This is a genomic window from Pseudomonas sp. Marseille-QA0332 (genome assembly GCF_054950175.1).
In genome coordinates, this window is record NZ_CM143106.1 from 3434122 (window position 1) to 3447511 (window position 13390).

Sequence of the window (13390 nt, forward strand, 5' to 3'; positions counted from 1 at the left end):
GACTTTTCAGACCAATCCGGGAGCACACGCATGCGCGAGTCGCTGGAAAAGATGCTGGCCAAGGGTGTGGATAACGCCTTGTTGCGTTTTGGACTGGGCAAGGCCTGGCTGGACCAGGGCGAGGCGGCCCAGGCCGCGACGCACCTGCAGCGGTGCGTCGAGTTCGACCCGAAGTATTCGGCAGCGTGGAAGCTGCTGGGCAAGGCGCAACAAGCTCGAGGAGACCTCGTGGCGGCCCGCCAGGCCTGGCAGCACGGGGTGCTGGCGGCCCAGGCGCACGGCGACAAGCAGGCCGAGAAGGAGATGACGGTGTTCCTCGCGAAGCTGGAGAAGGCAAGGCAGGGCTGAAAGACGGACTTGCCCGTGCCGTTGCCTGCTGCGCGTTGGACGAGCGGGGGCAATCGGCGTCACGCCAAGGCTGTTTTCAATACCAGCGAGCTTCCCCGGCCGGCCGTTTCTTGAAGCGCTTCATGCTCCACATGTACTGGCTCGGATAATCCCGGACATAGCGTTCGACCACCTTGCTCATGGCGGCCACGGCCGTTGCGGTATCCTCGCTGTACATCGCCTCGGGGGCGGCCTCGAGGATCACCTTGAAGCCCGAACCATCCGGCAGTCGCAGGGCATGCAGGAACACGCCGACCGCCTTGCCGCCAGCGAGCATGTTGGGCACGAACTTGCTGGTCAGCGCCTGGGTGCCGAGGAAGGGCACGAAGACCCCGGCCGACTCGGCTGGCTCCGGATCGGCGGGAATGCCCACCTGGCCACCACGACGAACCTCCTTGATGATGCTGAGGATGCCTTCCTTGGTCGAAGGCGCGACCCGGTTGCCCATCTGCACCCGCTGTTCGCGCAGCAGGTCGTCGACGGCCTTGAGCTTCGGGGGACGGTAGAAGATGATCGGCTTGCACTGGTTGCAATAGAAATGGTTCAGCACCTCCCAGTTGCCCAGGTGACTGGTGATGCCCACCACGCCCTTGCCGGAAGCCAGCGCAGCCTGCAGCACCTCCAGGCCCTGCACTTCGCGCACCAGCGCCAACGAGCGCTGCGCCGGCCAGATCCAGGCACAGGCGCTTTCGGTGAAGGACTTGCCGATGTCCATCAGGGCTCGACCGACCAGCCGCTCGCGAGCCTGGGCGTCCATCTCTGGAAAGCACTTGGCCAGGTTGATGCGCACCACGTTGCGCGAACCGTTGGGAATCTTCCACATCAACCAGCCGATCCCGGCGCCGACACGCTGCACCGCGCCCCAGGGCAGCTTGGCGAACAATCGAAGCACCCCGACCATCAAGGCACCCTTGAACTTTTCCACAGGCCGATTCCTCAGTTGAGCAAGGCGGGCATTGTAACCGCAGCGTGCGCCAGTGCGGCATGGCGGTCGCAATCGGTGGTGTGGTCCATGACCATGCCGGTGGCCTGCATGAAGGCGTAGCAGATGGTCGGGCCGACGAAGGTGAAGCCAGCCTTGCGCAGGGCCTTGCTCATGGCGATGGCCTCGGGCGTCACGGCCGGCACCTCGTCGCGGGTACGAAAATGATTGACCTTGGGTCGGCCACCGACGAACGACCATAGCCAGTGCGCCGGCCGCTCCAGCTCGAGCCAGGCCTGGGCATTGCGGCGCACGGCCTGCAGCTTGAGGCGGTTGCGGATGATCCCCGGATCGCCCATCAGTTCTTCGATGCGTTGGTCGCTCATGCATGCCAGTCGCCGCGGGTCGAAGCCGTCCAGCACTGCCCGGTAGCGCTCGCGCTTGCGCAGCACGGTCAGCCACGACAACCCGGCCTGGAAGCCTTCGAGCAGGAGCATTTCGAACAAGGCTCGCGGGTCGTGCTGCGGCCGCCCCCATTCCTCGTCGTGATAGGCCTGGTACAGCGGATCCTCGGTACACCAAAAGCAGCGTGGCATAAGGCTCCAAAGGTAGAGGGACGGACGAATCGGGTTATACTCCCGCTCTTTACATCCGCATCCCTCGATACAGGTGAATTTCGTGAGCCAGCCTACGCCAGCCGTGCGTACCTTCCAAGACCTGATCCTCGCCCTGCAGCAATACTGGGCCGAGCAAGGTTGTGTGGTGCTTCAGCCCTACGATATGGAAGTAGGCGCCGGCACTTTCCATACCGCCACGTTCCTGCGCGCCGTCGGCCCGGAAAGCTGGAACGCCGCCTACGTGCAGCCCAGCCGTCGCCCGGCCGACGGACGGTATGGCGAAAACCCCAACCGTCTGCAGCACTACTACCAGTTCCAAGTGGTGCTCAAGCCGAACCCGGCCAACTTCCAGGAACTCTACCTGGGCTCGCTGAAGGCGATCGGTCTGGACCCGCTGGTGCACGACGTGCGCTTCGTCGAGGACAACTGGGAATCGCCGACGCTCGGCGCCTGGGGCCTGGGTTGGGAAATCTGGCTCAACGGCATGGAGGTCACCCAGTTCACCTACTTCCAGCAGGCCGGCGGCATCGAGTGCTACCCGGTGACCGGCGAGATCACCTATGGCCTGGAGCGCCTGGCCATGTACCTGCAGGGGGTCGATTCGGTGTATGACCTGGTATGGGCCGACGGCCCGTTCGGCAAGGTCACCTATGGCGATGTGTTCCACCAGAACGAGGTGGAACAGTCGACCTACAACTTCGAGCACGCCAACGTCGAGAAGCTCTTCGAACTGTTCGACTTCTACGAAAGCGAGGCCAACCGGCTGATCAAGCTGGAGCTGCCGCTGCCGACCTACGAAATGGTGCTGAAGGCTTCGCACACCTTCAACCTGCTCGATGCCCGTCGTGCCATCTCGGTCACCGAACGCCAGCGCTACATCCTGCGCGTGCGGACCCTGGCCCGCGACGTGGCGCAAAGCTACCTGCAAGCCCGTGCGCGCCTGGGCTTCCCGATGGCACCCCCTGAACTGCGTGACGAAGTGTTGGCTAAGCTGGAGGCGGCACAATGAGTGCACAAGATTTCCTGGTCGAACTGGGCACCGAAGAGCTGCCACCCAAGGCGCTCGCCAGCCTCGGCGACGCATTCCTGGCAGGCATCGAGAAGGGCCTGCAGGCCGCCGGCCTGAACTACACCGGCAAGCGCGTCTTCGCCGCGCCGCGCCGCCTGGCCGTGCTGATCAGCCAGCTGGACGTGCAGCAGCCGGACCGCAGCATCAACATCGATGGCCCGCCTCGCCAGGCAGCCTTCGATGCCGACGGCAACCCGACCCAGGCCGCCCTGGGCTTCGCCAAGAAGTGCGGTGTCGAACTGGCGGACATCGACCAGAGCGGCCCGAAGCTGCGCTTTTCCCAGCACATTCCGGGCAAGCCGAGCGCCAGTCTGCTGCCGACCATCGTCGAGGATTCGCTCAACGACCTGCCGATTCCCAAGCGCATGCGCTGGGGCGCCAGCCGCGAGGAATTCGTCCGTCCGACCCAGTGGCTGGTGATGCTGCTCGGTGACCAGGTGGTCGATTGCACCCTGCTGGGCCAGAAGGCCGGCCGCGAGTCGCGCGGGCACCGCTTCCACCACCCGGAAAACGTCACCATCGGCATGCCCGCCGACTACCAGGAAGCCCTGCGCAAGGCCTATGTGCTGGCCGACTTCGCCGAGCGCCGCGAACTGATCGCCAAGCGTACCGCGGAGCTGGCGATGCAGCAGGAAGGTAGCGCGATCGTGCCGCCGGGCCTGCTCGACGAGGTCACCGCCCTGGTCGAATGGCCGGTGCCACTGGTGTGCTCGTTCGAGGAACGCTTCCTCGACGTGCCGCAGGAAGCCCTGATCACCACCATGCAGGACAACCAGAAGTACTTCTGCCTGCTCGACAGCGAAGGCAAGCTGCTGCCGCGCTTCATCACCGTGGCCAACGTCGAGAGCCGCGATCCGCGGCAGATCGTGCTGGGCAACGAGAAAGTCGTGCGTCCACGCCTGACCGATGCCGAGTTCTTCTTCAACCAGGACAAGAAACAGCCGCTGGAAAGCTTCAACGAGCGCTTGAAGAACGTGGTGTTCCAGGCCCAGCTGGGCAGCGTGTTCGACAAGGCCGAGCGGGTTTCGCGCCTGGCCGCATTCATCGCCCCGCACCTGGGCGGCGATGCCCAGCGCGCCGGTCGTGCCGGCCTGTTGTCCAAGTGCGACCTGGCCACCGAAATGGTGGGCGAGTTCCCGGAAATGCAGGGCATCGCCGGTTACTACTACGCCACCCATGACGGCGAGCCGGAAGACGTCGCGCAAGCGCTGAACGAGCAGTACATGCCTCGCGGTGCGGGTGCCGAACTGCCCAGGACCTTGACCGGCGCGGCGGTCGCCATCGCCGACAAGCTCGATACCCTGGTTGGTATCTTCGGCATCGGCATGCTGCCTACCGGCAGCAAGGACCCGTACGCCCTGCGTCGTGCCGCGCTCGGCATCCTGCGCATCCTGATCGACAAGCAGCTGGACCTGGACCTGACCGATGCCGTGAGCTTCGCCGTCGTCCAGTACGGCGGCAAGGTCAAGGAAGCGGGCCTGGCCGACCAGGTGCTGGAGTTCATCTTTGACCGTCTGCGCGCGCGCTATGAGGACGAAGGCGTCGATGTGGCGACCTACCTGTCGGTGCGCGCACTCAAGCCGGGCTCGGCCCTGGACTTCGACCAGCGCGTACAGGCTGTGCAGGCTTTCCGCCAGCTGCCCGAGGCCGATGCCCTGGCGGCGGTGAACAAGCGTGTATCGAACCTGTTGAGCAAGGCCGAAGGCGCGATCGCCGCCCAGGTCGAACCAAAGTACTTCGACAACGCCAACGAGTTCTCCCTGTACTCGGCCATCCAGCAGGCCGACCATGCCGTGCAGCCCATGGCCGCGGCTCGCCAGTACAAGGAATCGCTGGCCCGCCTGGCCGCCTTGCGCGAACCTGTCGACGCCTTCTTCGAGGCGGTGATGGTCAATGCCGAGGATGCCAGCGTGCGCGCCAACCGTTACGCCCTGCTCAGCCGTCTGCGCGGCCTGTTCCTGGGCGTGGCCGACATCTCGCTGCTGGGGTAGCCGGGCCTTGAAGCTGCTGATCCTTGATCGAGACGGAGTGATCAACCATGACTCCGATGCCTACATCAAGTCGCTGGAGGAATGGATTCCCATCCCCGGTTCGATCGAGGCGATCGCACGGTTGAGCAAGGCTGGCTGGACGGTGGCGGTGGCCACCAACCAGTCCGGCATCGCTCGCGGCTACTATCCTTTGTCCACGCTCGAGGCCATGCATGCGCGTCTGCGCGGGCTGGTCGCCGAGCAGGGTGGGGAACTGGGGCTGATCGTGCACTGCCCGCATGGTCCGGACGACAGCTGCGACTGTCGCAAGCCCAAGCCAGGCATGCTGCAAGCCATCGCCGAGCATTACCAGGTCGATCTGGCCGGGGTATGGTTCGTCGGCGACAGCACGGGCGACCTGGATGCCGCCCTGGCCGTGGGTGCCCAGCCAGTCCTGGTCAGGACCGGCAAGGGCGCGCGGACCCTGGACAAGGGCGTGCCGCAGGGCACACTGGTTTTCGACGACCTGGCAGCGATTGCCGGAACACTGGTTCGGTAGTGCGCCATTCGGCGCACTCTTCTCAAGACGGGCAACCCCCGCAAATGGTACATGTCACTATGTCGATCCTGCAGGCGATCAGAATCCTTCTTTTTTACCTGCTGCTGGGGACCAGTTCGCTGCTGTGGTGCTCGCTGAGTTTCATCGTTGCACCGCTGCTGTCCTTCCGTCAGCGCTACCGCTTCATCAACGTGTACTGGTGCCGTTTCGCCGTGCTGCTGGCGCGTGTCGTACTGGGGATCCGCTACAAGATCACTGGCGCGCAGAACGTGCCGCAGCAACCCTGCGTGATCCTGGCCAACCACCAGAGTACTTGGGAGACGTTTTTTCTCTCCGCCTATTTCGAACCCTTGAGCCAGGTGCTCAAGCGTGAACTGCTGTACGTGCCGTTCTTCGGCTGGGCCATGGCCATGCTGCGGCCCATCGCCATCAATCGTGACAACCCCAAGGAAGCCTTGCGCCAGGTAGCCAACAAGGGCGACGCCCTGCTCAAGGAGGGTGTCTGGGTGCTGATCTTCCCTGAAGGTACGCGTGTGCCGTATGGGCAGGTTGGCAAATTCTCGCGTGGCGGGACTGCCCTGGCGGTCAATGCTGGCTTGCCGGTACTGCCCATCGCCCACAATGCCGGCAAGTTCTGGCCACGTGACGGCTGGGGCAAGCGGCCGGGGACCATCGAGGTGGTGATTGGCGAACCGATGTTCGCCAACGGCAGCGGCCCACGCGCCATCGCAGAACTCAATGACCGTGTCGCTGCCTGGAACGAGGCCACCCAGCGCGCCTTGGGGTCGCTTGCCCCGGTTGCGGAGAACCCATCCGAACCAATCGCCTAGAATTGTGGATAACTTGTGTACTTTTTTTGGATTAATTGCCTAAAAGCACAGTAACTCTTTGAATTTAAAAGATATTTGTGTGTATGACGAATTTCTGAAATTCGTGCATAAGTTTTTCCGAGGTATAAAAAAACCGGCGTTTAAGCCGGTTTTTCATGGTTGCGGTTCAGACCTTGTCGATATCCACCTTGCGCGTTTCCTTGAGACAGAAAATCCCAACCAACAGGCTGACGCCCGTGATCAAAACGGGATACCACAATCCATAGAAGATATCCCCGGTGTACACCACCAAGGCAAAGGACACGGTTGGGAGGAATCCGCCAAACCAGCCGTTGCCAATGTGATAGGGCAGGGACATCGAGGTGTAGCGTATGCGCGTCGGGAAAAGCTCCACCATCACGGCGGCCAGGGGCCCGTAGGTCATGGTGGCGATCAGGATCATCGCGACGATCAAGACCACGACCATGACCTGGTTGACCTGCGCCGGATCGGCCTTGGCCGGATAACCGGCCGCGCTGATCGCTTGGCGCATGGCGGCCTCGTCGTAGCCGTCGATGGTCGTTTCGCCAATGCTCACCGTGACCGCGCTACCCGTCACATCCTTGGAGCTGTAGGGCAGGCCCTGCTTGACCAGGAACGTCTTGACCTTGTCGCAAGGGCTGTCGAAACGGGCCTTGCCGACGGGATCGAACTGGAAGGTGCATCCTTGCGGATCGGCGCTGACGACGATAGGGGCCTGCCGGCTGGCAGCGTCGATCTGGGGATTGGCGTAATGACTGAGCGCCTTGAACAGAGGAAAGTACAGTACGGTGGCCAACAGCAAGCCAAGCATGAGGATCGGCTTGCGACCGACGCGATCCGACAGCCAGCCGAAGAAGACGAAGAACGGCGCGCCGATGATGACGCTGATGATGAGCAGCGTGTTGGCCTGGGCCGGATCCATCTTCAGCATTTGCGTCATGAAGAACAGCACATAGAACTGCGCGGTGTAGAAGGTCACCGCCTGTCCGGCATTGATGCTGAACAGAGCGGTCAGCACCACCTTGAGGTTGGGCCAGGAAGTGAACGACTCGCGGATCGGCGACTTGCTCACCTTGCCTTCGGCCTTCATGCGCACGAAGGCAGGCGACTCTTCCATGCTCATGCGAATCCAGGTCGAGATGGCGAGCAGGATGATCGACAGCAGGAAGGGCAGGCGCCAGCCCCAGGTCTCGAACTCGTCGCCGCTGACATAGCGGCTGCCCAGCACCACGACCAGCGAAAGCAGCAGCCCCAGCGTCGCGGTCGACTGGATGAACCCGGTATGGAAGCCTCGCTTGCCAGGCGGTGCGTGTTCGGCCACGTAGGTGGCGGCCCCACCGTACTCGCCGCCCAGTGCCAGACCTTGCAGCATGCGCAGTACCACCAGGATGATGGGGGCGGCGATGCCAATGCTGGCATAAGTGGGCAACAGGCCGACCGCGAACGTGGACAGCCCCATGAGCACGATGGTGACCAGGAAGGTGTATTTGCGTCCGATCATGTCACCCAGGCGACCGAATACCAATGCGCCGAAGGGCCTTACCAGGAAACCTGCCGCGAAGGCCATCAGGGCGAAGATGAATGCCGTGGTTTCGTTCACGCCGGCGAAGAACTGCTTGCTGATGACGGCCGCCAACGCCCCGTACAGAAAGAAGTCATACCATTCGAAGACCGTTCCCAGCGAGGAGGCGAAGATGACCTTGCGCTCCTCACGGTGATCGGCGCGAGCCACGGCCGCGCCCTGTTCCTGGATGTAGTCCGACATCGTTGCTGTCCTCGGCCCGCAGGCCCCAGTGAATAATTGTTGTTGTTCCACTGTGGCAGCCTCCGACCGCTGGGCTGCCGATAAAGCCCGTACCCTGGTCAGGGTGCCGGTACAACGCGCTCGTCGATCAGGCACGTACTGCTTTTGGCCTGATCGAGTATCAGGCGAGCGGCCTTCTCAGCGATCATGAGCGTCGGTGAACAGGTATTGCCTGAAACGATCAGCGGCATGATCGATGCATCGGCTATGCGCAGGCCAGGCACGCCGTGCACCCGCAACTGACTGTCGACCACATCGAGGGTGCCGCTTCCCATGCGGCAGGTGCCCACGGGGTGGAAGATGGTCGTGCCGATCTGGCTGGCCGCCTCGTGAAGCTGCTCGGTACTTTGCAGATGCGTGCCTGGCAGGTATTCCTGGGGATCGAACCGCGCAAGGGCAGGGGCCTGGACGATTCGCCGAGTCAGGCGGATGGCATCGGCGGCTACCTGCAGATCCTGCGGGTCGCTGAGGTAGTTGGGATCGATCGAGGGTGGCTCGGCCATGTCGCAGGAGCGGATATCCACCCGGCCGCGACTCATCGGGCGCAAGTTGCAGACCGAGGCGGTAAAGGCCGGAAAGGTGTGCAAGGGTTCGCCGAACCGGTCGAGGGACAGCGGCTGTACGTGGTATTGCAGGTTGGCCGTGGTCTGCTCGGGGCCGGAACGGACGAACGCGCCCAGCTGGCTCGGTGCCATGGCCAGCGGGCCGGTACGGTCATACAGATAACGCAAGCCCATGCCCATCTTGCCCCACAGACTCCCGGCCATCTGGTTCAGGGTACGGGTATCACGGACCCGGTAGATCAGCCGTAGTTGCAGATGATCCTGAAGGTTGCCGCCAACCCCGGGAAGCTCATGGCGTACTCCGATACCGAGGCTTTCGAGCAGCCGTCGCGGGCCAATGCCGGAGCGTTGCAGGATGCCCGGCGAGCCCACCGCACCGGCACACAGGATGATTTCCCGACGAGCCCCGAACTCATGCCAGCGGCCTTCGTGCAGGGCCCTGACTGCCTTGGCGCGCGTGGTGTCGAGCAGGATGCGATCGACCTGGACCTGGGTCAGCACGGTGAGGTTAGGACGGCGCAGCACCGGACGCAGGAACGCCTTGGCGGAATTCCAGCGGATGCCGCTGCGCTGGTTGACTTGGAAATAGCCGCACCCCTGGTTGTCGCCGGTGTTGAAATCATCGATCTTGGCAATGCCGGACTGCTCGGCGGCGTCACGGAATGCATCGAGGATCGGCCAGCTGTAGCGCTGCTGTTCCACGCGCCATTCGCCCTCGGCACCATGGGCTTCGCACGCACCGGCGAAATGATTTTCCCCGGCCTTGAACAACGGCAGCACGTCCTTCCAGGCCCAACCTGGATTGCCTTGTGCCGCCCAGCCGTCATAGTCGGCGGCCTGGCCACGCATGTAGATCATGCCGTTGATCGAGGAGCAACCTCCCAGTACCTTGCCTCGCGGATATCCCAGGCTGCGGCCTGCCAGGCCAGGCTGCGGCTCGGTCTTGAAGCACCAGTCCGTACGCGGGTTGCCGATGCAATAGAGATAACCGACAGGGACATGGATCCAGGGATAGGTATCACGGCCGCCGGCTTCGAGCAGCGCCACCCGGCACGATGGGTCCGCGGAAAGTCGATTGGCCAGTAGGCAACCGGCGGGGCCGGCCCCCACGATTACGTAATCGAAGACAGAATCGGCTGATGGCATGTGCAACCTCGCGCCTGCTTATTGTTCTTGTCCCCTGTAATCTTATTGATTAATTTCGCAGTGAAAACGTTAGATTTCGCGCAACTGCTGTGCGTTTTGACACAACGCCCGTGAACGACCGCTTCACAAGGAAAAGCATGTTCGACTGGAATGATCTGCGGTTCTTTCTCGAGTTGCAGCGCAGCGGCCGTCTGCTCACGGCTGCCAAGCGTCTGAACACCACCCATAGCACGGTGGCCCGGCATATCGAGAACATCGAGAAGAGCCTGGGCACCGCGCTGTTCGTGCAGCACGCCCAGGGCTTCGACCTGACGCCCTCGGGCCAGGCCCTGCTCAAGCATGCCGAAGCCATGGAGAACGTCGCCTTGCTGGCCCAGGAGGAAATTACCCAGAGCATCACGCCACTGGGCAAGATCCGTCTTGGGGTAACCGAAGGCATTGGCATCATGTTCTTCACGCCACGCATGAACGCCTTGTTCGAACGCTATCCTGGCCTTGAGGTGGAACTGGTCGCCGTGCCACGCTTCGTCAGCATTCTCAATCGCGAAGCGGAAATCAGCATCCACCTGGAACGGCCCGGCACCGACCTGCTGATCACCCGCAAACTTACCGACTATCGCCTGGCACTCTATGCCAGCCGGACGTACCTCGACCAGGCGCCACCCTTGGAGACACGGGAAGACCTGGCGCGGCACAGCTGGATCGGTTACGTGGACGACCTGCTGTTCAGCCAGGAGCTGCTATTGCTCAACAGCTTCTGTCGCACGCCCAACGTAGTGTTTCGCAGCACCAGCGTGATCGCCCAGCAGCAGGCCGCGCGCGCCGGGCTCGGCATTGCGGTGCTGCCCAACTACATGGCGCGCCTTGACCCGACGCTGGTTCGCATACTGCCTGGCGAGACGATCCAGCGCAGCTACTGGATCAGCACGCGCCGGGAGCTGCACAAGTCGGTTCGCTTGCGCGTGGTATGGGATTATCTGTTGCAGCTCTGCGCCGGGGCGCAGGGGGAGTTGCTGGCTCAGTGAGCCAGAAAAAGAAAGCCCCAGCGCGGGCTGGGGCTTGACGACGCATCGGTTGGATCAGAAGTCCAGGTTCGATACCGCCAACGCATTGTCTTCGATGAACTCGCGGCGCGGTTCCACTGCGTCGCCCATCAGGGTGTTGAAGATCTGGTCCGCGGCAATCGCGTCCTCGATCGTCACCCTCAGCATGCGCCGCACGTTCGGATCCATGGTGGTTTCCCATAGCTGGTCCGGGTTCATCTCGCCCAACCCCTTGTAGCGCTGGATGGTGTGGCGCTTGGTGCTCTCGTTCATCAACCAGTCCAGGGCTTCCTTGAACTCCTGGATAGACTTCTTGCGCTCGCCACGCTGGACGTAGGCACCTTCACCCAGCAGGGTGGCGAGGCGGGCGCCCAGGGTCACGACAGAACGGTAGTCGTTGCTGCCGAAGAAGTCGCGGTTGAAGGTCACATAGCTGGCCAGGCCGTGCGAGGTGATTTCGACCTCAGGCAGCCAGACATTGCGCTCCTTGTCCTCACGCAGGCTGGCCTTGTAGACCAAACCGGACTTCTGGCTGTTGTTCAGGCGCGCCTGGAACTTGTCCAGCCAACCCTGCATGACCGAATGCTCACCCAGTTGCTCGAGCGTCACTTCGGGCAGGTAGATGAAGTGTTCGGTCAGCTCCTGCGGATACAGGCGCGACAGACGCTTGAGGGTCTTCATCACCGAGCGGAACTCGTTGACCAGGCGCTCCAGCTCGACACCGGCCACAGCAGGTGCGGATTCGTCCAGGTGCAAGCTGGCGTCTTCCAGGGCCGACTGGGTCATGTATTCTTCCATGGCCTCGTCGTCCTTGATGTACTGCTCCTGCTTGCCTTTCTTGACCTTGTACAGTGGCGGCTGGGCAATATAGATGTAGCCGCGCTCGACCAGCTCCGGCAACTGACGGAAGAAGAACGTCAGCAGCAAGGTACGAATGTGCGAACCGTCGACGTCAGCATCGGTCATGATGATGATGTTGTGATAGCGCAGCTTGTCGATGTTGTATTCTTCGCGGCCGATCCCGCAGCCCAAGGCAGTGATCAGGGTGCCCACTTCCTGGGACGAGATCATCTTGTCGAAGCGTGCTTTCTCGACGTTGAGGATCTTGCCCTTGAGCGGCAGGATGGCCTGGGTCTTGCGGTTGCGACCTTGCTTTGCCGAACCACCGGCGGAGTCACCCTCCACCAGGTAGAGTTCGGAAAGGGCAGGGTCCTTTTCCTGACAGTCCGCCAGCTTGCCTGGCAAGCCCGCGATGTCCAAGGCGCCCTTGCGACGGGTCATCTCCCGCGCTTTTCGCGCTGCCTCGCGCGCCCGTGCCGCATCGATCATCTTGCCGACGACCGCCTTGGCTTCGTTCGGATTCTCCAGCAGGAAGTCCGCGAAGTACTTGTTCATCTCCTGTTCCACGGCAGTCTTCACTTCCGAGGAAACCAGCTTGTCCTTGGTCTGGGAGCTGAACTTGGGATCGGGCACCTTCACGGAAATGATCGCGGTCAAGCCCTCACGCGCATCATCACCGGTGGTGGAAACCTTGTTCTTCTTCGCCAGGCCTTCCTGCTCAATGTAGTTGTTCAGGTTGCGCGTCAGGGCCGAACGGAAGCCGACCAGGTGCGTACCGCCATCACGCTGCGGAATGTTGTTGGTGAAGCACAACAGGTTCTCGTTGAAACTGTCGTTCCACTGCAAGGCCACTTCCACGCCCACCCCGTCGTCACGCTGGACATTGAAGTGGAAGACCTGGGCATTGACCGGGTTCTTGTTGGTATTCAGATACTCGACGAAAGCGCTCAGCCCCCCCTCGTACTTGAAGAACTCTTCCTTGCCGGAGCGCTCATCCTTGAGAAGGATGCCAACGCCAGAGTTCAGGAATGACAGCTCGCGAATCCGCTTGGCCAGGATGTCCCAGCTGAAATGGATATTCTTGAAGGTTTCCGCCGAAGGCTTGAAGTGGATGTGGGTACCGGTGGTCTCGCTGTCACCGACGATGGCCATCGGCGCCTGTGGCACACCGTGCACGTAGGTCTGCTCCCAGATCTTTCCGCTGCGACGTACGGTCAATACCAGCTTTTCCGACAAGGCATTCACTACCGAAACACCTACACCGTGCAGGCCACCTGACACCTTATAGGAGTTGTCATCGAACTTGCCGCCAGCGTGGAGCACGGTCATGATGACCTCTGCTGCAGACACGCCTTCTTCCTTGTGTACATCGACCGGGATGCCCCGGCCGTTGTCGCGTACGCTGATCGATTCATCAGGATGAATGATCACCGTGATGTCATCGCAATGACCTGCCAAGGCTTCGTCGATCGAGTTATCGACGACCTCGAAGACCATGTGGTGCAGGCCGCTTCCATCATCGGTATCGCCAATGTACATGCCGGGGCGCTTACGCACGGCATCCAGCCCTTTCAGCACCTTGATGCTGGAAGAGTCGTATGTTTGATTGTCGCTCATGC

Annotated in this window: 11 protein-coding genes; 6 read left to right on the forward strand and 5 right to left on the reverse strand. The window is 62.2% G+C overall.

From position 1 onward, the window contains the following. Positions 1-30: 30 nt before the first annotated feature. Positions 31-348, forward strand: coding sequence for a tetratricopeptide repeat protein (locus ACY8GK_RS15820; protein WP_196175414.1), 318 nt, complete (start codon positions 31-33; stop codon positions 346-348). A 76-nt stretch (positions 349-424) separates the two neighbouring features. Here the strand turns inward: ACY8GK_RS15820 and ACY8GK_RS15825 are convergent, their stop codons facing one another. Together ACY8GK_RS15825 and ACY8GK_RS15830 are read right to left on the reverse strand one after the other, a co-directional pair. Beyond that, positions 425-1312 (reverse strand): lysophospholipid acyltransferase, encoded by an 888-nt coding sequence (locus ACY8GK_RS15825; protein WP_196175412.1) that lies wholly within the window; start codon positions 1310-1312, stop codon positions 425-427. 11 nt (positions 1313-1323) lie between these two features. Beyond that, positions 1324-1905 (reverse strand): DNA-3-methyladenine glycosylase I, encoded by a 582-nt coding sequence (locus ACY8GK_RS15830; protein WP_462401599.1) that lies wholly within the window; start codon positions 1903-1905, stop codon positions 1324-1326. Between the two features lie 82 nt (positions 1906-1987). Between ACY8GK_RS15830 and glyQ the strand changes: the two genes are divergently transcribed. Genes glyQ through ACY8GK_RS15850 form a run of 4 tightly spaced genes read left to right on the forward strand, consistent with a single transcriptional unit; the run spans position 1988 to position 6354 of the window. Further along, on the forward strand, positions 1988-2935 hold the full coding sequence (gene glyQ, locus ACY8GK_RS15835) for a glycine--tRNA ligase subunit alpha (RefSeq protein WP_196175408.1): 948 nt from the start codon (positions 1988-1990) through the stop codon (positions 2933-2935). Further along, positions 2932-4986 (forward strand): glycine--tRNA ligase subunit beta, encoded by a 2055-nt coding sequence (glyS, locus tag ACY8GK_RS15840; protein WP_196175406.1) that lies wholly within the window; start codon positions 2932-2934, stop codon positions 4984-4986. Before glyQ ends, glyS begins: the two co-directional genes overlap by 4 nt. A gap of 7 nt (positions 4987-4993) precedes the next feature. Further along, entirely contained in the window at positions 4994-5524 is a 531-nt protein-coding gene (gmhB, locus tag ACY8GK_RS15845) for a D-glycero-beta-D-manno-heptose 1,7-bisphosphate 7-phosphatase (RefSeq protein WP_230375413.1), read from the forward strand. Positions 5525-5583: 59 nt separating this feature from the next. Continuing rightward, complete coding sequence (locus tag ACY8GK_RS15850; protein WP_230375407.1) at positions 5584-6354, forward strand: lysophospholipid acyltransferase family protein; 771 nt, start codon at positions 5584-5586, stop codon at positions 6352-6354. A 166-nt stretch (positions 6355-6520) separates the two neighbouring features. Here ACY8GK_RS15850 and ACY8GK_RS15855 read toward each other — a convergent pair whose 3' ends face one another. Continuing rightward, positions 6521-8140 (reverse strand): MFS transporter, encoded by a 1620-nt coding sequence (locus tag ACY8GK_RS15855; protein WP_196175402.1) that lies wholly within the window; start codon positions 8138-8140, stop codon positions 6521-6523. Positions 8141-8238: 98 nt separating this feature from the next. After that, positions 8239-9888, reverse strand: coding sequence for a GMC family oxidoreductase (locus ACY8GK_RS15860; protein WP_462401600.1), 1650 nt, complete (start codon positions 9886-9888; stop codon positions 8239-8241). 137 nt (positions 9889-10025) lie between these two features. On the opposite strand from ACY8GK_RS15860, the gene ACY8GK_RS15865 reads away from it, so the two are divergent. Beyond that, the gene (locus ACY8GK_RS15865) at positions 10026-10913 is read left to right on the forward strand and encodes a LysR family transcriptional regulator (protein ID WP_196175398.1); all 888 of its coding nucleotides are present in this window, start codon (positions 10026-10028) and stop codon (positions 10911-10913) included. Between the two features lie 54 nt (positions 10914-10967). On the opposite strand, the gene gyrB is transcribed toward ACY8GK_RS15865, so the two are convergent. Then, positions 10968-13388: a DNA topoisomerase (ATP-hydrolyzing) subunit B gene (gyrB, locus tag ACY8GK_RS15870; RefSeq protein WP_196175396.1), complete on the reverse strand. Its 2421-nt coding sequence runs from the start codon at positions 13386-13388 to the stop codon at positions 10968-10970. Positions 13389-13390: the final 2 nt, after the last annotated feature.